We start from the raw sequence: 19,702 nt of genomic DNA on the forward strand, positions 1-19,702 counted from the left end.
ATGAAAAAACCGGAGAAGCGAGCTTCTCCGGTTTCGTATGCGACTGATCTGGAAGGGATCAGAACTTGTAGTTGATGCCGAGGGTCACCGAGTTGAAGGCCGGGGTCTCCTGCGTGCTCACGGTACGGGCACCGAAACCGCCACCGATCACGTTGCTCGAAACCCTGTCGCTGCCGAGGTTGACGTACTTGTACTCGATCTTGGCGGTCCAGTTGTCGGTGAAGGCGTATTCGACGCCGGCACCAGCGGTCCAGCCAACCCGGGTATCGCTGTTGTCGATGTTGAAGGCGCCGCCGTTGGTGGTAACGCCCTTCAGGTTGTAATCGACGCCGCCGTAGGCGAGACCGCCGGTGGCGTAGATCAGGGCCCGATCCCAGGCGAAGCCGACGCGCGGACGCAGGGTGCCGAACCAGTTCGTCTTGGTGGAGCCCTTGTAGGCGAAGCCGCGGGGGATGGCGGCGGTGGCGCCGCTGATGTCGTCGTCGATGGCGGCAGCCTGGATGTCGGTCTCAATACCGATCACGAAGGAGCCCATCTGGTAGTTGTAGCCAGCCTGGAGGCCGCCGAGCACGCCCGAGTTGTCGAACTTGTCGAAGTCGTTGCGATAGAGAGCGCCCTGCACGCCGACCTTGTCGTCGCCGGAGAAGCCGTAGCCGATGTTGGCGCCGACATAGAAGCCGGTCCAGCTGAAGGCGTAGGGGATCGGAGCGGCCGGCTCGACCGGAGCCACAGCCAGGTCAGCCGCATTCGCCACGGCCACGCTGCCGATCAGGGCCAGGGCTGCAGTGGTGATCTTGAAGGTGTTCCGGATGTTCATAGGTCCTGGTCCGTTCATGAAAGATTGAAAACTAAGCTACCGAACGTGCCGTCTTGAGACTGCCGCAGCCACCCCTGACGCAACCCTCAGCACATGATCAGTGTGTACCATCATTGTTTGGAGGCTGGAAGGGCGGGGAAGCCCGAATTGGCCCCGGAGCGGCAGATCAGATGAGGTTGTTGCATATGGGTAACAGCGCGGCACCGCGACGTTTTCCCTGCAACGCCTGACGAGATTCTAAGGAATGCCGGGCTGCCGTTTCATTCCGGCACGGCCGTCTTCTCTTAAGAAATCGTAAATTGCCCGGATTGCTGCCAGCTTTCCAGCATACTCAGGTGGAATAAGCCGGCCTTTATGAATCGAACCTTACTGTCTCGTGGCTCTATTCAGCGGCAGGGCACCGCGCCTATGATTGATCCTGCAGTGGCGGAACGCCATCCCGACGCAATATGATCCATCGCCGGACGGGTCCGGTCAGCGGAACGAATCCATGCAGACATTCTTCGTCCAGATCAAATGTGCCCTCGGCCGCACCTACGAGGTGGCCAACGCCCTCGCCGAATCGGAGATCGCTTCGGAGATCTACTCGACGGCCGGCGACTTCGACATCGTCGCCAAGTTCTATGTCGGCGACGACATCGATATCGGCCATTTCGTCGGTGAGAAGGTCCAGACGATTCCCGGCATCGCCGACACCAAGACGACGATCACCTTCCGCGCCTTCTGATCGTCAGGGAGAGACGGCGCCGGCCGGGCGGGGCTTCGGGGCGGAACGCGGGGCCGATTCGTCGATTCGGAGAATCCTGCCCATAGCCTGGCGATTCGCAGGACTTCTAAAAGTCGTCTTGCGAAGGAAGTCCGAAAGTCCTGCGCGGGCGAATCCCGCGCAGGGATCGCCATGCGGCTTCAGCGGGCCGCCACCGCCTCGTCGAGCGGCAGCCATTGCACGACGCGCCCCGGATCGCTGCAGCGCTTGGCGGCATCGGCGCCGCGGACGACGTCGCCGGTGCCAGCCCCCCTGCCGCCGCCGGACTTGACGATCATGAAGGTCTGGGTGCCGCCGGCCGTGACGGCGCTGACGCAGGCGGCATAGTCGTCGGGCGTGGTCTGGGCGCTCGCCGCCGTGCGCCAGGCGTTGGAGATCTTCGCCTCGAGAATCGGTCCCGGCACCAGCGCGCGCAGGCGCTCGCTGAAGAGGGCCCGGCCATTGGCCGGGACGGCGAACTGCTGGATGCCCTCGGCGGTGGTCACCGGTGCCATCGGGGCCTGAGGCTCCGGCCGCGAGCTGAGCGTGCTGCCGGTGCCGCAGCCGCCGAGCAGCAATGCGGCCATCCCGGCCGCGGCCATGCCATATCGAGCCTGTTGCTTCATCGATTCGCTCCCTCCTGCCTGTCCCGCGATGATTCAGGCCGGCACGAGGCCGGCAACCAGACTCTCGAACAGGGCCAGGCCGTCGGTGCCCCCGGCGAGAGGATCGATCAGGTTCTCCGGATGCGGCATCATGCCGAGCACCCGCTGATTGCGCGAATAGATGCCGGCGATGCCGTTCAGCGAACCGTTCGGGTTGGCCTGCGGCGTGACGTTGCCGTCGGCGTCGCAATAGCGGAAGGCGATCAGCCCTTCGTCCTCCAGCCGCTTCAGCGTCGCCGGGCCACAGAAATAATTGCCTTCGCCATGGGCGACGCAGACGTCGATGGCCTGGCCCTGCCGGTAGGCGCTGGTGAAGGGGGTGTCGGTGCGTTCGACCTTGAGATGCACCCGCTTGCAGATGAATTTGAGGTCGGCGTTACGCATCAGCACGCCGGGCAGCAGGCCGCCATCGGTGAGGATCTGGAAGCCGTTGCAGATGCCCAGCGCCATGCCGCCGCGCCGGACGTGGTTGCGCACCGCATCCATGATGCCGGCCCGCGCCGCGATCGCGCCGCAGCGCAGATAGTCGCCATAGGAGAAACCACCGGGCAGGACGACCAGGTCGGTGCCGGCGGGAAGCTCCGTGTCGGCATGCCAGGCCGCGACGACCTCGGCGCCGGCCTTGCGCAGGGCCTTGGCCACATCGCCTTCGCGATTCGAGCCGGGAAAGGTGATGACGGCTGCCTTCATGAGTGTCCGGTCGCTATGGGATCCCGGGCCGTTATGGTTGCCGGGCGCCGGGAAGGTCAAGAGGCTTGCCGTTTTCGCGATCCCTTGGCGTTGCACCTGTGTCCTCGGGCACAGGCTCCGGCCGGCCGGAGCGCAGCGCTGCCAGCACGGAGGCGAAACGCTCCTCGAGCCGGGGCGTGATCCGGCTGGCCGCAAGGCGGACATGCAGCGTCGCGTCGCCGAACGGCACAAGCACCGCAAGGAGCTCGCTTCTGGCCAGGGCGCGATCTTCGACCTGGTAGCGAGCTCGATAGCCGGAGACGGACCCGAGGCCGACCGGCTCGGCCGGGGCCTCGGCCCGGAGGCGCCCGCCCGGCGTCAGGCTCTGCGCCCGCAGATCCACCAGGGCGGCGGACACCGCGCCGGGCGTGAAGGCGCCGGCGCCGGGCCGGGGCAGGGGCCGAGGATCGAGCACGAAAGTGAGCTGGGTATCCGGCGGACAGTCGGCCGCGGCGCAGGTGAGCGCCAGTGCGACCGGCGGCGCGGACGGCCTTTCCGTCCAGACCGCATCGTCATAGGCCAGCGCGAAGCCGGGGCGCTCGACGGTCCGGGCCGCGGCCTGCGCAGATGCGCCGAGCGCCGCGGCGAGGGCGACGCCGAGCAGGCCCGTCCGGACCGGCGAGATCACGGCCGGCTGCTCACGCCTCCAGCGTGACGGAAAAATTCTCGATCACCGTGTTGGCGAGCAGCTTCTCGCAGGCCGCCTTCAGCGTCGCCTCGGCGGCATGGGCGTCACTTTCGGCGATCTGGATGTCGAAGACCTTGCCCTGGCGCACGCCGGTGACGCCGGCAATCCCGAGCGAGGCCAACGCCCCTTCGATCGCCTTGCCCTGGGGGTCAAGCACGCCGTTCTTCAGGGTGACGACGACACGGGCTTTCATGGGGGCCTCATCGAAACAGAACCTGCGCAGCGCTTAGAGCATGCGCGGCCGCGGTTCAATCGCGGATGCGCGGCGGCGCGGCCTCAGCGCATCATCGCGCGGGCGAGGGTGTCGGTCACGCCGGGGGAAGTGGAGACGACGATGGCGACAGCGAGCTTCTCCCCATCGCGGCGGCCGGCGATGAGGCCGTACATCTGATGCTGGCGGGTGCCGCCGGCCATGTGTACGCGCCGGCCGGTCCAGCCGCCGGCCGCTACGGGCGTGGCATCGACCCGCAGCGGCGGCGTCTTGGCGCCCGGGACGTGCTTGCGCAGCAGCGTCACCAGGCCGCTCGGATCGGCGAGGGTCGCCTCCAGCCGCTCGGCGGCCTCGCCCTCGGCGTTGAAGCGCGCCACGACGGCATCATAGCCGCAGCGCGCCTTGGTGCAGAGCTCCATGGCCTCGACATGCACCGGCGACTGGCTGACCAGCGCTCGCAGCGGCAATGCCTGCCAGGAGGAGGCCTGCGGCAGCATCGGCACACGGTCGCCGAACCACAGGTCGCACCCGGCCAGCAGCAGGACCATGCCGACAAAGAGAAAGGCTCGCGCGGCGAACCGGGCGAGCCTGTCGTCTGCGGACGCGGGCCGGGGCATGCGCGGCTCACTGAACCAGCGTCGGCCCCTTGCTCACGACGTTTTCCATCTCGTTCAGGATACCGAGGCGGCGCGCCACCTCCGAATAGGCTTCGACCAGGCCGCCCATGTCGCGGCGGAAGCGGTCCTTGTCCAGCTTGTCGTTCGACTTGATGTCCCACAGCCGGCAGCTGTCGGGGGAGATCTCGTCGGCGAGAACGATCCGCATCAGATCGTTCTCCCACAGGCGGCCGCATTCGATCTTGAAGTCGACCAGGCGGATGCCAACCCCCAGGAACAGGCCGGTCAGGAAATCGTTGACGCGGATGGCGAGCGCCATGATGTCGTCGATTTCCGGCGGGCTGGCCCAGCCGAAGGCGGTGATGTGCTCCTCCGACACCATGGGGTCGTTGAGCGCGTCGTTCTTGTAGTAGAACTCGATGATCGAACGCGGCAGCTGCGTGCCTTCCTCCAGCCCCAGGCGCGTGGCGATCGAGCCGGCGGCGACATTGCGCACCACGACCTCGAGCGGAATGATCTCCACCTCGCGGATGAGCTGCTCGCGCATGTTCAGCCGCCGGATGAAGTGAGTGGGCACGCCGATATCGTTCAGGTTCTGGAAGAGGTATTCGGAGATGCGGTTGTTCAACACGCCCTTGCCGTCGATGACCTCGTGTTTCTTGGCGTTAAAGGCGGTCGCGTCATCCTTGAAATGTTGGATCAGCGTGCCGGGCTCGGGTCCTTCATAGAGGACTTTCGCCTTGCCTTCGTAGATGCGGCGGCGGCGGTTCATCGGGATGTACCGTGGTTTGAGAAAATCCGTCAAAGGGCCGAGGCTCCTCGAAAGTGTTCCGTGGGCCGGCTGGCGGGCGATTCGGCGCGCGGATCGCGCCGGACACGATCGGCAGCCTAGCCGATCGTTCGCTCCGGCACAACGACAGCGCCGTGGCACCAACAGACACCGGGGGCGGCGCCCGAACGCGCCACACTCGATCTGTTGATTTGGGAATTGCGCGCCTATATGCAACGGCCAAGCCCCGGAAACAAGTCCAGGACCAGCAGGAAACAGCGATGACGACGTTCGACAAGCGCGAGGAAGGCTTCGAGAAGAAGTTCGCCCATGACGAGGAGTTGCGCTTCAAGGCGACCGCCCGGCGCAACAAGCTGCTGGGTCTATGGGCCGCCGAGAAGCTCGGCAAGGCCGGTGCCGAGGCCGAGGCCTATGCCAAGGCCGTGGTCATGGCCGATTTCGAGGAAGCGGGCGACGACGACGTCGTACGCAAGGTGAAAGGCGACTTCGAAGCCGCCGGCGTGGCCCAGTCGGAACACCAGATCCGCCGCACCATGGACGAACTGCTGGCCCGTTCGGTCCGGGAGATTCAGGCGGGCCACTGAACGGCGGAGCGTCGAGACATCCTCGTCGAGGATCGCTGCCGGTCTCCCTGGCGGGAGGCCGGCCCGGTCTTTTCGAGGGCAGCGAAGGCCCCCTGCAGGACGGCTCGGGCCGGTGCGCATGCTGCGATATGCCGCGGGCTGGACCGGCCGCCCCGCGGCATTTGCCGGCCCGAGGCTTTCCATTTGCCCGCGGACATGATCGGATGACGGCGGCGCCTCCGCGCCGTCCTGCCTGTCAATCGCGTGGTTTGCCCATGTCCGGTTTCACCCTGAAGTCCCGTCTCGCCAAGGGCGAGCAACTGTTCGCGGCCTGGGTATCCTCCGGCATAGCCCGCAACGCCGAAGCCGCGGTCAAGGTCGGCTTCGACCTGGCTTTCTTCGACATGCAGCACGGCGAGGGCGGCTTTGCCGAGGCACGCGACGGCATCGCGGCGGTGCGGCGGGCGGGCAGGCCGAGCGCCGTCCGCGTCGGCCTGGAGGGCTATGGCGAAGCGGCGCGGCTTCTCGACGTCGGGGCGGAAATGGCGGTGCTGCCGATGGTCAACAGCGTCGAGGATGCGCGCCGCCTCGTCGACACGCTGAAATATCCGCCCCTCGGCGGCCGCAGCTGGGGGCCGACCCGCGCCATCGACATGCTCGGGCTGACGGCGGAGAGCTATCGCACCGGCGCCAACGACAACGTCCTGGTGCTGGCGATGATCGAGACGCGCGCGGCGGTCGACGCCCTGGATGCCATCCTGGACGTGCCCGGCCTCGACGGCGTCTTCGTCGGGCCGAGCGACCTGTCGATCAGCCTGTCCAACGGGGCGAGGCTCGACCATCGCATGCCGGAAGCGGTGGCGGTGATGCAGCAACTGGTCGCCGCCGCCCGCCGGCGCGGCAAGGTCACGGCCATCTTCTGCGCCGGCGGCGAAGCGGCCCGGCGCAATGCCGAGCTCGGCTTCGACGTGCTCGCCGTCGGTGCCGACATCGGTTTCCTGACCGACGGGGCCAAGGCCGCGCTGGTTGCGGCGCGCGGGACGGCCGGGGAGGGCGGGGCACGCTACTGAGCGGCTCCCGGAGCGGAGGGACGCCCTTCCATAAAACCGCCGCGCCAGCACCGTAGCTGGACGCCATGTTCCATTATTTCGAGCGACTCGTAGCGCCGACCGCGGCCGGTGCCGACGATCCCCCGCCGGCCGGGCTGCTGCGCTTCTATTGGCACTTCGTGCGCCAGACCAAGGGTCTGTTCGTCGCCCTGTTCTGCGCCGGCCTGGTCGTGGCAATGATCGATGCCTCGATTCCCTGGTTCATCGGCCACCTCGTCCGCCTGATCACCACCACGCCGCCGGCGGTGTTTCTCACCGAGCACTGGCCGTTCCTGGCGGCCATGGCCGGCGTCGTCATGGTCTGCCGGCCGCTGGCGATCGCGCTGCAGGGGCTGATCTCCAATTCCGGCATCACCGCCAACGTCACCAGCCTGGTGCGCTGGCAGAGCCACCGCCATGTCGTGCGCCAGAGCTGGCCGTTCTTCCAGAATGATTTTGCCGGCCGTCTGGCGGCGCGGGTGATGGAGACCGGCGGATCGCTGCGCCAGAGCACGGTCAGCACGATCACCGCCGTCTGGGGCATCCTCGTCTACGGCGTCAGCGCCCTGGTCCTGCTCGGCGCCGTCGACCTCCGGCTGACCGTGCCGATCATCCTGTGGTTCGCCGCCTACGGCCTGCTGCTGCGGGTGTTCGTGCCGCGCGTGCGCGACCGCTCCAAGCGCAACTCAGAGGCCCGCTCGATGATCGTCGGGCGCATCGTCGACAGCTACACCAACATCCTGACGCTGAAGCTCTTTGCCAGGCTGGAGCAGGAGGACGCCTATGTGCGCGAGGCGATCGACCGCCACACCGGCACTTTCCGCCACCAGCTCAGGGTGATCACCGGCCTGGCCGTGTCGCTGCAGACGCTCAACGCCGTGCTGCTGGTCAGCGAGTCGGGACTGGCGATATGGCTCTGGATCCACGGCGCGATCGACGTCGGCGTCATCGCCATGGCCATTCCATTCGCCTGGCAGATCGCCTCGGTGGCCGGTTCGGTCGCCATGCAGGTGACGGACATCTTCGAGGCGGTCGGCACGGTGCAGGAGGGCATGCTCACCATCGCCAAGCCGATTGCACTGACCGACCGGCGCGGCGCCGACGAACTGCATGTCACCCGGGGCGGCATCCGTTTCGAGGCCGTCTCCTTCGGCTATGGCCGCGAGGCCGGACTGATCGACAAGCTCGATCTCGTCGTCCGGCCCGGCGAGAAGATCGGGCTGGTCGGCCGCTCGGGAGCCGGCAAGACCACGCTGGTCAACCTGCTGCTGCGCTTCTACGACCTCGAAGGCGGCCGCATCCTGATCGACGGGCAGGACATCGCCGGCGTGACCCAGGAGAGCCTGCGCGGCTCCATCTCCGTGGTGACGCAGGACACGTCGCTGCTGCACCGCACGATCCGCGACAACATCGCCTATGGCCGCCCCGACGCCGACGAGGCGGCGATCGTCGCGGCGGCGAGGCGCGCCCAGGCGCACGACTTCATCCTGGCGCTGGAGGACTGGCTGGGCCGTAAGGGCTATGACGCCCATGTCGGCGAGCGCGGCGTCAAGCTTTCGGGCGGCCAGCGCCAGCGCATCGCCATCGCCCGTGTCATCCTGAAGGATGCGCCGATCCTGGTGCTGGACGAGGCGACGTCGGCGCTCGACAGCGAGGTCGAGGCAGCGATCCAGGACAATCTCGCCGAATTGATGGCCGGCAAGACGGTGATCGCCATCGCCCACCGCCTCTCGACCATCGCCCATATGGACCGGCTGGTGGTGATGGACCGCGGCCGGGTGATCGAAACCGGCAGCCACGACGAGCTGATGGCCCGCGGCGGCGTCTATGCCGGCCTGTGGCGGCGGCAGTCCGGCGGCTTCATCGATGCGGAAGGTCAGGTGGCAGCCCAGTGACGGGAGGCCGTTCCGGCCTCGGGCGTCACTTCAGCGTCGAGAGGAAGCCGGCGAACTTCATCAGGCCTTCCGGCCAGGGGCCGTGGCCGGACTCGGCGTTGATGTGGCCGGCCTCGCCGGCGCTGACGAACTCCGAGCCCCAGGCCTCGGCCAGGTCCGAGGCCTTCTGGATGTCGCAATAAGGATCGTTGCTGCTCGCCACCAGCACCGAGGCAAAGGGCAGGGGCTCGCGCGGAATCGGCGCGAAGTCGTGCACGACGCCGGGCAGGAGGTCCGGCTTGTCCCAGTCCGACGGGCCGACGAGGAAAGCGCCGGCGACGCGCCCCTTCAGCCCCGGCGCGGCATGAGCGGTGGCGGCAACGCCGAGGGAATGGGCGACGATGATCACCGGCCGGCTCGCGGCCTGCGCGCCCTCGGTGATGGCCCTGACCCAGGTGGCGCGGTCGGCCTGGTTCCAGTCGGCCATCTCGATCGTCCGCGCGCTCGACAGCCGGGAACGCCAGCGTGTCTGCCAGTGGTCGGGCCCGGAATTGCCGAAGCCGGGAACAAACAGGATATCGGTGTCGGAAGCCTTCATGCCTCGTCCGTCTCCGCTCGACCGGCCGCGCTGCCGCCAGGCTCACGCATGCCCGAACACGCGCTGGAAGATCGTATCGACATGCTTGAAATGGTAGCCCTCGTCGAACATCGCTTCCAGCTCGGCGTCGGACAGCCTGGCGGACACCTCCGGATCGGCCTTGAGGAAGGCGAGGAAGTCGCCTTCGCCGCGCCAGACCCGCATGGCGTTGCGCTGCACCAGGCGGTAGCTGTCCTCGCGGCTCACGCCGGCCTGGGTCAGGGCCAGCAGCACGCGCTGCGAATTGTGCAGGCCGCCGAGCCGGTCCAGGTTGTGGCGCATGTTCTCCGGGTAGATCAGCAGCTTGTCGACGACGCCGGCGAGGCGCGCCAGCGCGAAGTCGAGCGTCACAGTCGCGTCCGGGCCGATCATGCGCTCGACCGAGGAATGGGAGATGTCGCGCTCGTGCCAGAGCGCCACGTTCTCCATGGCCGGCAGGGCATAGGCGCGCACCATGCGGGCTAGGCCGGTGAGGTTCTCCGTCAGCACCGGGTTGCGCTTGTGCGGCATGGCGGACGAGCCCTTCTGGCCCGCCGAGAAGAATTCCTCGGCCTCCAGCACCTCGGTGCGCTGAAGGTGGCGGATCTCGATCGCGAGCCGTTCGATCGAGGAGGCGACGACGCCGAGCGTGGCGAAGAACATGGCGTGCCGGTCGCGCGGGATCACCTGGGTCGAGACGGGCTCGACCGAAAGGCCCATCTTCTCCGCGACATAGTCTTCGACGCGCGGGTCTATGTTGGCGAACGTGCCGACGGCGCCGGAGATGGCGCAGGTCGCAACCTCCCTGCGCGCGGCCGCCAGGCGCTCGCGGCTGCGGGCGAACTCCGCATAGGCCTGCGCCAGCTTCAGCCCGAAGGTGACCGGCTCGGCATGGATGCCATGGCTGCGGCCGATGGTCGGGGTCAGCTTGTGCTCGAAGGCGCGGCGCTTCAGGGCGGCGAGGAGAGCGTCGACATCCTCGATCAGGAGGTCGGCGGCGCGGGTCAGCTGCACGGCGAAGCAGGTGTCGAGCACGTCGGAAGAGGTCATGCCCTGGTGCAGGAAGCGTGCCTGCGGGCCGACGATCTCCGAGACATGGGTGAGGAAGGCGATGACGTCGTGCTTGACCTCGCGTTCGATCTCGTCGATGCGCTCGACGTCGAAGACGGCGTTCCCGGCCTTGGCCCAGATCGCCGCCGCGGCCTCCTTCGGCACCACGCCCAGCTCGGCGAGGGCATCGGTGGCGTGCGCCTCGATCTCGAACCAGATGCGGAAGCGCGTCTGCGGCTCCCAGATGGCCGCCATCTGCGGCCGGCTGTAGCGAGGGATCATGGAGAAGGCCTTCTGTTGCGCGCGCGTCGTAACAGAGGGGGCCTGTCGAGGCTAGCCCGGAATTTCCGGGCAGAATGCCCTGACGGCGCGCGATTCGATCGGCGGCGCGACGGCTGCGCCGGGTTGCGGGACGGCCCGCCATGGCCGGCGCCGCGGCTGCCCGCCATGTCCCGCAGTCATTTTTTTTCTTGGGCCCCGCCTTGCCATTGCCATCGGCCGTCCAGTGCGTTCCGATAAGGACAATCGGCGCGGCAGTCCCGCCGCGTGCGACACGACGGAACGGGCTGGCGATTTCAGCCGGCCGTGCAACGTCGCCAGAGCAACGAAACAGTGGGGAAGACCACGATGCGTATCCGACATGCCCTCCTCGCGTCCTGCGTCGCCATCGGCACGGCGCTGGCCGGCGTCACCGCCGCCTCCGCCCGCGACCTGACGGTCGTCTCGTGGGGCGGCAACTACCAGGACGCCCAGCGCAAGATCTATTTCAAGCCTTTCTCGGAGAAGATCGGCAAGCCCGTGCTCGACGAGGCCTGGGACGGCGGCATCGGCGTGCTGCAGGCCAAGGTCAAGGCCGGCACGCCCAACTGGGACGCGGTGCAGGTTGAGGCCGAGGAACTGGCGATCGGCTGCGCCGACGGCATCTACGAGCCGCTCGACTGGTCCAAGCTCGGCGGCAAGGACAAGTTCATCGACAGCGCCGTCAGCGATTGCGGCGTCGGCGCCATCGTCTGGTCGACGCTGCTGTCCTATGACGGCGACAAGCTGAAGGATCCGCCGAAGTCCTGGGCCGATTTCTGGGACACCAAGACGTTTCCCGGCAAGCGCGCCCTGCGCCGCGGTCCGAAATACACGCTCGAGTTCGCGCTGATGGCCGACGGCGTCGCGCCCAAGGACGTGTACGCCACGCTGGCCACGCCGGAAGGCGTCGATCGCGCCTTCAAGAAGCTCGACCAGATCAAGGGCGATATCGTGTGGTGGGAGTCGGGCGCCCAGCCGCTGCAGCTGCTCAAGTCAGGCCAGGTCGTGATGACCTCAGTCTACAATGGCCGCGTCACCGGCATCAACAAGACCGAGGGCACGCATTTCAAGGTCGTCTGGCCCGGCAGCATCTACGCGGTCGACAGCTGGGTGATCCTCAAGGGCAGCCCCAACAAGGACGAGGCGATGGACTTCATCGCCTTCGCCAGCCTGCCGGAGAACCAGTCGAAGCTGCCCCAGGACATCGCCTACGGACTGCCCAACAAGGCGGCGGCCGCGGCGGTTCCGGCCGATCTCGCCGCGGACCTGCCGACGCTGCCCGCCAACATGGCTGAGGCGATCCCGATCAACATCGAGTTCTGGAACGACAACATCGAGGACCTGACCAAGCGCTTCAACGCCTGGCTCGGCCAGTAGCCGCCCGGGACGAGCCCGCCGCCGGCGCGCCCGCGTCGGCGGCGGCACAGGTTCCGTCGCAGCAAGCCGAGCCGGACGGGCCGGCCTTGTGCATCCCGGCGGCATGGCCTGCCTCTGCCGGCCGTGCGTCCAGAGGGGGATCTCGGGGACTATGGATTCCTTCATTCAATTCGAGGCCGTCACCAAGTCCTTCGGCTCGATGACGGTCGTCGACAATCTCGACCTCGACATCGGGCGCGGCGAGTTCGTCAGCCTGCTCGGGCCGTCCGGCTCCGGCAAGACCACGCTCCTGATGATGCTGGCCGGGTTCGAGGCGCCCACCAGCGGTGCCCTGATGGTCGATGGGGCGCGCGTCGAGGCACTGCCGCCGCACAAGCGCGACATGGGCGTCGTGTTCCAGAACTATGCCCTGTTCCCGCACATGACCATCGCCGAGAATGTGGCGTTCCCGTTGAAGATGCGCGGCGTCGGGCGGGCCGAGCGCGAGAGCCGGGTGTCCAAGGCGCTCGATCTCGTGCGTCTCGGCCACGTCAAGGGCCGCAAGCCCTCCCAGCTCTCCGGCGGCCAGCAGCAGCGCATCGCCCTGTCGCGCGCCCTGGTCTACGAGCCCAAGGTGGTGCTGATGGACGAGCCGCTCAGCGCGCTCGACAAGCAGCTGCGCGAGCATATGCAGCTGGAGATCCGCGAGCTGCACCGCAAGCTCGGCCTGACCGTGATCTTCGTCACCCACGACCAGGGCGAAGCCCTGACCATGTCGGACCGGATCGCCGTGCTCAATCTCGGCAAGATCGAGCAGCTCGACACCCCCTCCGGCCTGTACGACCGGCCGCGCACCCGCTTCGTCGCCGAGTTCATCGGCGAGACCAACCTGCTGGAGGGCACGTTCAGGTCGAGCGCGGACGGCCTGGCGATGGTGGATCTGGCGCTCGGCGCCAGGATCTCCTGCCGCACCGACCGCGCTCCGGACCAGGAGGCGCCGGTGCTGATCTCGGTGCGGCCGGAGCGGCTGCACGTCGACGATACCCCGAGGTTTCCCAACAGCCTGCCGGTGCAGGTCGAGGACGAGGTCTATCACGGCGACCATGTCCGGCTCCACCTGGCCATCGGCGGCCGTCGCCTCGTGGCGAAGGCCGACCGGCGTGCGGCCGGCCGCGCGGTCGGCACCCAGCTCCACGCCGGCTTCGCGCCGGACGACTGCACCCTGGTCCTGCCATGAGTACGGCGCCGCGGCTGAAGGCCGCCCTGCTGGTGCTTCCCCTGATCGCCTTCCTCGGCATCTTCTTCCTGTGGCCGCTGGGCATGATGATCGTCACCGCGGTGCAGGGCGGCACGGTGCGCCAGGCCTTCCCGCTCACTGCCGAGGCAATGACGAGCTGGCCGGGCGAGGGCCTGCCGCCTGCCGAGGTCGAGGCGGCGCTGGTCAAGGACCTGCGCAACGCCATTCCACAGGAGCAGTTCGGCGACGCCGTCCGGACGCTCAACAGCCAGCAGGCCGGCTTCCGGACGCTGCTGCCGAAGACCGCCACGGCCGTCCGCAATGCCCCCGAGGGCAGTCCGCCGGCGCTGGCCGGCATCGATCCGCGCTGGGGCCAGCCGCAGTTCTGGCTGGCGATGAAGCGGGGCATGCCGGCCTACACCGATGCCAACCTGCTGGCGGCAGTGGATCTCAAGCGCGCCGACGACGGCAGCATCACCGGCGTGCCCGAGGGCATGGCCGTCAACCGCATGATCATGGTGCGCACCTTCATGATCGCCCTGCAGGTGACGCTGCTTTGCGCTGCCATAGGCCTGCCCTTCGCCATGCTGATCGCGGGCACCTCCGGCTGGACGCGCAATCTCCTGCTGCTGGCCGTGCTGCTGCCTCTGTGGACCTCGCTGCTGGTGCGAACCGCCGCCTGGATGGTGCTGCTGCAGGAGAACGGGCTGATCAACCAGACATTGAAGGCGCTCGGATTGATCGAGAGCTCGCTGCCGCTGATCTACAACCGCACCGGCATCCTCATCGCCATGACCCATGTGCTGCTGCCCTTCATGGTGCTGCCGATCTATGCCAGCCTCGTCGCCATTCCGCGCAACCTGATGCCGGCCGCCGCCTCGCTGGGGGCGCCGCCGCTGCGGGCCGTCCGCCATGTCATGCTGCCGCTCGCGATGCCGGGCCTGCTGTCGGGCTCGCTGCTCGTCTTCATGGTGGCGCTGGGCTACTACATCACGCCGGCGCTGGTCGGCGGTCCGAACGAGCAGATGATCTCTTCCGTCATCGCCTTCTACGCCACCGGCACGGCCAATTGGGGCATGGCGGGTGCGCTGGGCATCTTCCTGCTGGTGCCGACCATGGTGCTCTATCTCATCTATGGCCGGCTGTCTCGTTCGCCGATGGTGCAGCCATGAGGGCCTGGCGCAAGCCCTTCAACGCCGCGCGCCTCGCCTTCGGGGCGCTGGTCGTCGCCTTCCTGGTGCTGCCGCTGGCGGCGATCCTGCCGCTCGCCTTCACGGACAGCGTGTTCCTGACCTATCCGATGGCGGGGCCGTCGCTGCGCTGGTTCGAGACGCTCGCCACCAGCGACGCCTGGCAGCGCTCGATCATCAACAGCATGATCGTCGGCACTGGGGCCACGGTGCTCTCGACCGTGGTCGGCACGCTGGCCGCCCTCGGCCTCAGGCGCAACCTGGTCCCGGCCTCCGGATTGCTGCGCTCGATCTTCCTCCTGCCGATGGTGGTGCCGGCAGTGGTGCTCGGCGTCGGCATGCAGATCCTCTATGCGAGACTGGGCCTGGCTTCCTCCTATGCCGGCGTCATCATCGCCCACGCCGTGCTGTGCGTGCCCTTCGTGCTGGTCAACGTCTCCGGCTCGCTCGCCAGCATCGATCCGGTGCTGGAGCGGGCGGCGTCGAGCCTGGGCGCCTCGCCCGCCACCGTGTTCCGGGCGGTGACCTTTCCGCTGGCCCTGCCCGGCGTGCTCACCGGCGCGGCCTTCGCCTTCGCCACCTCGCTCGACGAGGTGGTGATCACCCTGTTCGTCGCTGGCCCGAACCAGACCACGCTGGCGCGGCAGATGTTTTCCTCGCTGCGCGAGAACATCAGCCCGGCCATTGCTGCCGCGGCCTTCCTGATCATCGTGGTGACGCTGGTCCTGGCGCTGGCCGTCAAGGGCGCCGCCATCCTCGCCCTGCTCGGGCGGCGCAAGCAGGTGCTGCCGGCCGAGGAATAGGGCGGCCGGCGCGACGCTACAGCCGGTGCGTGGCGAAGAGGAAGGCGGCGACGGCGCTGGCCGCTGGCAGCGGCCAGGAGAGCAGCAGGTTCCAGTCGCCGACCAGCATGAGATAGGCCAGCGCCCCGTGCCCGTACATGAAATGGATGATGCCGTCGGCGCGGCCGAGGTCATCCATGTCGAACTGGCCGAGGATGTCGCGGACGAGAACGCTGTAGAGGCCGCCGGCGATGAACAGGGTGCCGCCGGTGAGGCCGACGGCCATGGCGGCGAAGCGCCAGAATGCCGGCCAGCGCCGGGCCAGCCGGCGGCCGATCCAGGCGGCGATCACACCGGCGACGGCGGCGCCCGACACGAGAACGGCGAGGACGCAGGCGTTGCGCTGGTTGAAGCTCTGTTCGATCAGGACGATGCCCAGCGCCAGCGCCAGGCCGGAAAGGATGGCGAAGGCTAGCCCGAACAGCAGGGCGGATCGCGGCGGAGGCGGCACGGTGTCGCCGGTCATTCGCTGCCTCCGGCTTCGGCCGCGGGTGGCCGGGCGAGGTCGGCGACGAAGGCAAGATAGCGCCGCTCGGTCTTGTCGAGCCGCGGCCGATCCATGCCGACGATCAGGGCCAGCACCGGCGGCTGGTCCGGTCGCGTCAGCAAGCGGATCTCGGTCAGGGCGTAGCCCGTCGGGCATTGGCGCCCGGCGGGCGGGCTGCGCTCCTTGTGGATGGTGCGCAGGGTTTCGCCCTTCTCGTCCAGGAGACGGACGGCAAGGGCCTTCACGGTGGCGCCCGTCGGGTCGCAGCCGACGGATTTGACCGGCACCGCCTCCAGCTTCACGGTCAGCCGGCCGAGGCCCGGCGCATCGAAACTGGCCTGCCCCGCCGCGGTGTCCCTTGGATCGCCCGAGGCCCGCACGACAACCGTGCCGGGATCGCCGATGTCGAAGTCGGCCAGGGCCTGCCGGGCCGCAGTATAGACCATCGCCCGGGCGCTGTCCTGCGAGGCGTCCTTGTCGGCGATCACGGCCGTGAAGGGCGAGCCGGCGGCGCTGGCACCGGTGGCGGCGAGCAGGATGGTCAGCTCCGAATAGGGATCCTGGGCGCCGGTCTGCCAGCCGAACTGCTCGAAGGCGAAGGCCGAGCCATCCTTGGCGAACCCCAGCACCGCGAGCTTGGTCCCGCCCTGCGCGCCGGCGGGCGGCGCGGCGAGCAGCGTGGCGAGGAGGGCGAGGGGCGGCAGGCAGGAGCGCATGGTTCGGCCTCGATGAGACGCGATCCTACGCTGCAGGTGTTGCCGAAGCGCCAACGGCGGCAAGGCTCAGGCGGCAGCGGCCGATTGCGCGGCCGAGCGGATCGCGGCGATGTTGGCGGCATAGCCGGCCGGGCCGTCCTTGAACACGGCCGATCCCGCGACCAGCACGTTCGCCCCGGCGGCGACCACCGCCGGCGCGGTCTGCGGCGTGATGCCGCCATCGACCTCGACGTCGACCGGGCGGTCGCCCAACATCGCCCGCACCCGGGCGATCTTTGCCACGACGGATGGCAGGAAGGCCTGGCCGCCGAAACCGGGATTGACGCTCATCACCAGGACGAGGTCGACGAGATCGAGCACATAGCCGATCGCATCCTCCGGGGTGGCGGGGTTGAGGGAGACGCCGGCGCGCTTGCCCATCGCCCGGATCGCCTGCAGCGAGCGGTGCAGATGCGGGCCGGCCTCGGCATGCACCGTGATGGTGTCGGCGCCGGCCTGGGCGAAGGCCTCCAGATAGGGATCGGCCGGCGCGATCATCAGATGCAGATCGAGATGGGTGCGGCAGTGCGGCCGCAGCGCCGCGGTGATGCCGGGGCCGAAGGTCAGGTTGGGCACGAAATGCCCGTCCATCACGTCGACATGGACCCAGTCGGCGCCGGCAGCCTCGATCGCACGCACCTCCTCGCCCAGCTTGGCGAAGTCGGCGGAAAGGATCGAAGGCGCGATGATCAGGGGGCGGGGCATGGGATATCCGATGGCGGGAGAGGCGTGCGGGCGCCGGGCAATGCCGTGTCCGGCCGATTTGCGATCATCACGCCCTAACATGCGAGCGGAGCCGGCGAAAGGCCGGCATCCACCGGTCAGGCGTCTGCGAACCGGTCGCGCCAGGCGACCTGGCTGCCGGGGTAGGGCAGGGCCTGCGCCTCGTGGACGGCGCGAGCGCAGGCCCGCGCCAGGGCCGCCGCGGCTGCGCTGCCGATGGCGATCATGTCCTCCACCGGGTCGGCGAGCGGCAGCCGCCCCGTGGCGGCAGCAAACACGGTGTCGCCGTCGAGCGGGGTGTGGACGGGGTGGACGGCGCGGGCAAGGCCGTCCTGCGCCATCACGGCGAGGTGCCGGACCTGGACCTTGCTCAGCACCGCGTCGGTGGCGACGACGGCGATGGTGGTGTTCTCTGTCCGGCGCGACTTGGTGCGCGGCGCGTGGGCGTCGGGAGGCAGCGGATGAGGCAGGCCGAGGCCGCCGAACTCGCCGGCTTGTTCCCAGGGCGCTGCCCAGAAATGCGGGCCGTCGGCGATCGTCGCGCTGCCGAGGGCGTTGAGCGCGACGATCGCGCCGACGGTGAAGGCGCCGGCACGGGCGGAGGCGGAGCCGAGGCCGCCTTTCCAGGTTGCGGTGGTCGCTCCGGTGCCGGCTCCGGCCGTACCGAGGACGAAGTCGGCGCCGGCCACGGCCGTGGCACGGTAGCCGAGCTCGCGATAGGGCGGGTAGCGCCCCCACGCCTTGTCGCCGCCGTTGAGGAGATCGAACAGGATCGCCGCCGGCACGATCGGCACCCGCATCGGGCCGATGGCGAATCCTCGTCCGGCCTCGACCAGGAAGGCCATGGCCCCGGCCGCGGCATCGAGGCCGAAGGCCGAGCCGCCCGACAGGATGATCGCATCGACCGCCGGCACGGTGCGCTCGGGCAGCAGCAGATCGGTCTCGCGCGTGCCCGGTGCGCCGCCGCGCACGTCGACCGAGGCCACGGCAGGCTCGGCGAAGACGATGGCCGTGACGCCGGAGCCGACGGCCATGTCCTCGGCCTGCCCGACCAGGACACCCTCGACGTCGGTGATGAGATTGCGCATCGGTTTCTCCGCCCCTTGCCGCACCGTCGTCGCCGAGAAGGCCGCCAAGCCGGCGGCGCGTCAAGCGCGCTCCGGCTTCGCCCGTCGATCACGAGCGATCACGAGATGATGATGCGGCATTGCGGAGCTTGGGGCGGGCCGGCGGGCAAGCTAAGCAGGGGCGCGGACCGCCTCTGCCCGGTTCGCGGCGTCCCGCGTCGCCGTCGCGACCGGCCGACCCCGCAATGCCCATCCGGATCGATCATGGCCGACATCACGCTCCCCGTCATCTTCCTCGCCGGCCTTGCCTCGTTCCTGTCGCCCTGCGTGCTGCCTCTGGCGCCGCCCTACCTCACCTACCTCGCCGGCACGACGCTCGACCGCCTCTCGGCCGACACGGTCGATGCCTCCGTGCGCCGCCGCGCGGTGGTCGCGGCGATGCTGTTCGTGGCCGGCTTCGGCACCGTGTTTGTGCTCCTGGGCGCGACCGCCTCGGTGTTCGGCCAAGTGCTGCGCCAGCACCTCGACCTGCTCGGCACGGTGGCGGGCGTGATCATCATCGTCATGGGCCTGCACTTCCTCGGCCTGTTCCGCATCGGCCTGCTCTATCGCGAGGCGCGGTTCCACGGGCCGTCCTCGAACGGCACCTGGAGCGCCTATCTGATGGGCCTGGCCTTCGCCTTCGGCTGGACCCCCTGCATCGGCCCGGTTCTCGCCACGGTGCTGGCCGTGGCCGGGCGGGAGCAGAGCGTGGGCCAGGGCGCCTTCATGCTCGCCGTCTATTCCGCCGGCCTGGGCGTGCCCTTCCTCGTCGCCGCCTTCGCGATGGGGCCGTTCGTGCGCTTCCTCCGGCGTTTCCGGGCCCATCTCGGCACGGTCGAGAAGGTGATGGGCGGCGTGCTGGTGCTGGCCGGCGTCGGCTTCCTCACCGGTACGATGGCCAATCTGTCCTTCTGGCTGCTGGAGACGTTCCCGGTGCTCGGGCGGCTGGGGTAGGTGCGGCGAGGCCGGCCGGAGACGTTCGTTCCGAGGCATTCGGCGAGAGCCTGCTTCCCGCAGCGGCAAAGGACTGCGTGGCCGATCCGGCCCGGATCCCGCACGCGGCGGCTCGATGGCGGGAAGCGTCCGGCCGCTTCGGGCTGATGCGGCCGGGAGCGACGGTCCCAGCCGAATACCGCCACACTTGTTACTCCCTGCCCTTCGGCGTCCGGTGCGATGCTTCCTCCAGGCAGCAACGCGCCATGAGCCGTGGCTGGACTTGCGCCTCGACCGCGAAGCGCAGGGACAGGCCC

At 68.8% G+C, this 19,702-nt stretch carries 22 protein-coding genes; 9 read left to right on the top strand and 13 right to left on the bottom strand.

Going from position 1 to position 19,702, the window contains the following annotated elements:
- Positions 1–58 precede the first annotated feature (58 nt).
- A complete protein-coding gene (locus AC27L4_RS29460) occupies positions 59–817 on the bottom strand; it encodes an outer membrane protein (protein ID WP_487146189.1) in 759 nt (252 codons plus the stop codon).
- A 490-nt stretch (positions 818–1,307) separates the two neighbouring features.
- On the opposite strand from AC27L4_RS29460, the gene AC27L4_RS29465 reads away from it, so the two are divergent.
- A complete protein-coding gene (locus AC27L4_RS29465) occupies positions 1,308–1,544 on the top strand; it encodes an Lrp/AsnC ligand binding domain-containing protein (RefSeq protein WP_487146190.1) in 237 nt (78 codons plus the stop codon).
- A 179-nt stretch (positions 1,545–1,723) separates the two neighbouring features.
- On the opposite strand, the gene AC27L4_RS29470 is transcribed toward AC27L4_RS29465, so the two are convergent.
- The 6 genes from AC27L4_RS29470 to purC all read right to left on the bottom strand — a co-directional run bounded on the left by AC27L4_RS29470 (position 1,724) and on the right by purC (position 5,244).
- Positions 1,724–2,188 carry a hypothetical protein gene (locus tag AC27L4_RS29470; RefSeq protein ID WP_487146191.1) on the bottom strand — a complete coding sequence of 155 codons (465 nt, stop codon included), beginning with the start codon at positions 2,186–2,188 and terminating at the stop codon, positions 1,724–1,726.
- A gap of 33 nt (positions 2,189–2,221) precedes the next feature.
- Complete coding sequence (purQ, locus tag AC27L4_RS29475) at positions 2,222–2,917, bottom strand: phosphoribosylformylglycinamidine synthase subunit PurQ (protein ID WP_487146192.1); 696 nt, start codon at positions 2,915–2,917, stop codon at positions 2,222–2,224.
- A 31-nt stretch (positions 2,918–2,948) separates the two neighbouring features.
- Positions 2,949–3,584: a hypothetical protein gene (locus AC27L4_RS29480; protein WP_487146194.1), complete on the bottom strand. Its 636-nt coding sequence runs from the start codon at positions 3,582–3,584 to the stop codon at positions 2,949–2,951.
- 10 nt (positions 3,585–3,594) lie between these two features.
- Positions 3,595–3,837 carry a phosphoribosylformylglycinamidine synthase subunit PurS gene (gene purS, locus AC27L4_RS29485; protein WP_487146195.1) on the bottom strand — a complete coding sequence of 81 codons (243 nt, stop codon included), beginning with the start codon at positions 3,835–3,837 and terminating at the stop codon, positions 3,595–3,597.
- 83 nt (positions 3,838–3,920) lie between these two features.
- Positions 3,921–4,472, bottom strand: coding sequence for a hypothetical protein (locus tag AC27L4_RS29490; RefSeq protein ID WP_487146196.1), 552 nt, complete (start codon positions 4,470–4,472; stop codon positions 3,921–3,923).
- Positions 4,473–4,479: 7 nt separating this feature from the next.
- Positions 4,480–5,244: a phosphoribosylaminoimidazolesuccinocarboxamide synthase gene (gene purC, locus AC27L4_RS29495; RefSeq protein ID WP_487146197.1), complete on the bottom strand. Its 765-nt coding sequence runs from the start codon at positions 5,242–5,244 to the stop codon at positions 4,480–4,482.
- Positions 5,245–5,522: 278 nt separating this feature from the next.
- On the opposite strand from purC, the gene AC27L4_RS29500 reads away from it, so the two are divergent.
- From AC27L4_RS29500 to AC27L4_RS29510, 3 genes are all read left to right on the top strand, one after another.
- On the top strand, positions 5,523–5,846 hold the full coding sequence (locus tag AC27L4_RS29500) for a DUF1476 domain-containing protein (protein WP_487146198.1): 324 nt from the start codon (positions 5,523–5,525) through the stop codon (positions 5,844–5,846).
- Positions 5,847–6,100: 254 nt separating this feature from the next.
- Positions 6,101–6,895 (top strand): HpcH/HpaI aldolase family protein, encoded by a 795-nt coding sequence (locus AC27L4_RS29505; protein ID WP_487146199.1) that lies wholly within the window; start codon positions 6,101–6,103, stop codon positions 6,893–6,895.
- Positions 6,896–6,960: 65 nt separating this feature from the next.
- Positions 6,961–8,808: an ABC transporter ATP-binding protein gene (locus AC27L4_RS29510; RefSeq protein ID WP_487146200.1), complete on the top strand. Its 1,848-nt coding sequence runs from the start codon at positions 6,961–6,963 to the stop codon at positions 8,806–8,808.
- Between the two features lie 25 nt (positions 8,809–8,833).
- Here AC27L4_RS29510 and AC27L4_RS29515 read toward each other — a convergent pair whose 3' ends face one another.
- Both AC27L4_RS29515 and purB read right to left on the bottom strand, forming a co-directional pair.
- On the bottom strand, positions 8,834–9,385 hold the full coding sequence (locus tag AC27L4_RS29515; RefSeq protein ID WP_487146201.1) for an RBBP9/YdeN family alpha/beta hydrolase: 552 nt from the start codon (positions 9,383–9,385) through the stop codon (positions 8,834–8,836).
- Between the two features lie 42 nt (positions 9,386–9,427).
- Positions 9,428–10,735: an adenylosuccinate lyase gene (purB, locus tag AC27L4_RS29520; protein WP_487146202.1), complete on the bottom strand. Its 1,308-nt coding sequence runs from the start codon at positions 10,733–10,735 to the stop codon at positions 9,428–9,430.
- 351 nt (positions 10,736–11,086) lie between these two features.
- Between purB and AC27L4_RS29525 the strand changes: the two genes are divergently transcribed.
- The 4 genes from AC27L4_RS29525 to AC27L4_RS29540 all read left to right on the top strand — a co-directional run bounded on the left by AC27L4_RS29525 (position 11,087) and on the right by AC27L4_RS29540 (position 15,339).
- The gene (locus AC27L4_RS29525) at positions 11,087–12,130 is read left to right on the top strand and encodes an ABC transporter substrate-binding protein (RefSeq protein WP_487146386.1); all 1,044 of its coding nucleotides are present in this window, start codon (positions 11,087–11,089) and stop codon (positions 12,128–12,130) included.
- A 151-nt stretch (positions 12,131–12,281) separates the two neighbouring features.
- Positions 12,282–13,346, top strand: coding sequence for an ABC transporter ATP-binding protein (locus AC27L4_RS29530; protein ID WP_487146203.1), 1,065 nt, complete (start codon positions 12,282–12,284; stop codon positions 13,344–13,346).
- Positions 13,343–14,518 (top strand): ABC transporter permease, encoded by a 1,176-nt coding sequence (locus AC27L4_RS29535; protein ID WP_487146204.1) that lies wholly within the window; start codon positions 13,343–13,345, stop codon positions 14,516–14,518. Before AC27L4_RS29530 ends, AC27L4_RS29535 begins: the two co-directional genes overlap by 4 nt.
- Positions 14,515–15,339 (top strand): ABC transporter permease, encoded by an 825-nt coding sequence (locus AC27L4_RS29540; protein WP_487146206.1) that lies wholly within the window; start codon positions 14,515–14,517, stop codon positions 15,337–15,339. Before AC27L4_RS29535 ends, AC27L4_RS29540 begins: the two co-directional genes overlap by 4 nt.
- 16 nt (positions 15,340–15,355) lie before the next feature.
- Here the strand turns inward: AC27L4_RS29540 and AC27L4_RS29545 are convergent, their stop codons facing one another.
- The 4 genes from AC27L4_RS29545 to AC27L4_RS29560 all read right to left on the bottom strand — a co-directional run bounded on the left by AC27L4_RS29545 (position 15,356) and on the right by AC27L4_RS29560 (position 18,431).
- Positions 15,356–15,844: a hypothetical protein gene (locus AC27L4_RS29545; RefSeq protein WP_487146207.1), complete on the bottom strand. Its 489-nt coding sequence runs from the start codon at positions 15,842–15,844 to the stop codon at positions 15,356–15,358.
- Complete coding sequence (locus AC27L4_RS29550; RefSeq protein ID WP_487146208.1) at positions 15,841–16,581, bottom strand: DUF2259 domain-containing protein; 741 nt, start codon at positions 16,579–16,581, stop codon at positions 15,841–15,843. The genes AC27L4_RS29545 and AC27L4_RS29550 overlap by 4 nt, the downstream gene beginning before the upstream one ends.
- A gap of 66 nt (positions 16,582–16,647) precedes the next feature.
- The gene (gene rpe / locus AC27L4_RS29555; protein WP_487146209.1) at positions 16,648–17,325 is read right to left on the bottom strand and encodes a ribulose-phosphate 3-epimerase; all 678 of its coding nucleotides are present in this window, start codon (positions 17,323–17,325) and stop codon (positions 16,648–16,650) included.
- A 116-nt stretch (positions 17,326–17,441) separates the two neighbouring features.
- Entirely contained in the window at positions 17,442–18,431 is a 990-nt protein-coding gene (locus tag AC27L4_RS29560) for a P1 family peptidase (RefSeq protein WP_487146210.1), read from the bottom strand.
- 240 nt (positions 18,432–18,671) lie between these two features.
- Between AC27L4_RS29560 and AC27L4_RS29565 the strand changes: the two genes are divergently transcribed.
- Positions 18,672–19,406 carry a cytochrome c biogenesis CcdA family protein gene (locus AC27L4_RS29565; RefSeq protein ID WP_487146388.1) on the top strand — a complete coding sequence of 245 codons (735 nt, stop codon included), beginning with the start codon at positions 18,672–18,674 and terminating at the stop codon, positions 19,404–19,406.
- The last annotated feature ends 296 nt before the right edge of the window (positions 19,407–19,702 follow it).

The organism is Labrys sp. Lb11, assembly GCF_057554225.1.

Excerpts from the sequence above, each read along its gene's own strand:
- AC27L4_RS29460 (WP_487146189.1), bottom strand. The coding sequence starts at position 817 with ATGAACATCCGGAACACCTTCAAGATCACCACTGCAGCCCTGGCCCTG.
- AC27L4_RS29465 (WP_487146190.1), top strand. The coding sequence starts at position 1,308 with ATGCAGACATTCTTCGTCCAGATCAAATGTGCCCTCGGCCGCACCTAC.
- AC27L4_RS29470 (WP_487146191.1), bottom strand. The coding sequence starts at position 2,188 with ATGAAGCAACAGGCTCGATATGGCATGGCCGCGGCCGGGATGGCCGCA.
- purQ (WP_487146192.1), bottom strand. The coding sequence starts at position 2,917 with ATGAAGGCAGCCGTCATCACCTTTCCCGGCTCGAATCGCGAAGGCGAT.
- purS (WP_487146195.1), bottom strand. The coding sequence starts at position 3,837 with ATGAAAGCCCGTGTCGTCGTCACCCTGAAGAACGGCGTGCTTGACCCC.
- AC27L4_RS29490 (WP_487146196.1), bottom strand. The coding sequence starts at position 4,472 with ATGCCCCGGCCCGCGTCCGCAGACGACAGGCTCGCCCGGTTCGCCGCG.
- purC (WP_487146197.1), bottom strand. The coding sequence starts at position 5,244 with ATGAACCGCCGCCGCCGCATCTACGAAGGCAAGGCGAAAGTCCTCTAT.
- AC27L4_RS29500 (WP_487146198.1), top strand. The coding sequence starts at position 5,523 with ATGACGACGTTCGACAAGCGCGAGGAAGGCTTCGAGAAGAAGTTCGCC.
- AC27L4_RS29505 (WP_487146199.1), top strand. The coding sequence starts at position 6,101 with ATGTCCGGTTTCACCCTGAAGTCCCGTCTCGCCAAGGGCGAGCAACTG.
- AC27L4_RS29510 (WP_487146200.1), top strand. The coding sequence starts at position 6,961 with ATGTTCCATTATTTCGAGCGACTCGTAGCGCCGACCGCGGCCGGTGCC.
- AC27L4_RS29515 (WP_487146201.1), bottom strand. The coding sequence starts at position 9,385 with ATGAAGGCTTCCGACACCGATATCCTGTTTGTTCCCGGCTTCGGCAAT.
- purB (WP_487146202.1), bottom strand. The coding sequence starts at position 10,735 with ATGATCCCTCGCTACAGCCGGCCGCAGATGGCGGCCATCTGGGAGCCG.
- AC27L4_RS29530 (WP_487146203.1), top strand. The coding sequence starts at position 12,282 with ATGGATTCCTTCATTCAATTCGAGGCCGTCACCAAGTCCTTCGGCTCG.
- AC27L4_RS29535 (WP_487146204.1), top strand. The coding sequence starts at position 13,343 with ATGAGTACGGCGCCGCGGCTGAAGGCCGCCCTGCTGGTGCTTCCCCTG.
- AC27L4_RS29540 (WP_487146206.1), top strand. The coding sequence starts at position 14,515 with ATGAGGGCCTGGCGCAAGCCCTTCAACGCCGCGCGCCTCGCCTTCGGG.
- AC27L4_RS29545 (WP_487146207.1), bottom strand. The coding sequence starts at position 15,844 with ATGACCGGCGACACCGTGCCGCCTCCGCCGCGATCCGCCCTGCTGTTC.
- AC27L4_RS29550 (WP_487146208.1), bottom strand. The coding sequence starts at position 16,581 with ATGCGCTCCTGCCTGCCGCCCCTCGCCCTCCTCGCCACGCTGCTCGCC.
- rpe (WP_487146209.1), bottom strand. The coding sequence starts at position 17,325 with ATGCCCCGCCCCCTGATCATCGCGCCTTCGATCCTTTCCGCCGACTTC.
- AC27L4_RS29560 (WP_487146210.1), bottom strand. The coding sequence starts at position 18,431 with ATGCGCAATCTCATCACCGACGTCGAGGGTGTCCTGGTCGGGCAGGCC.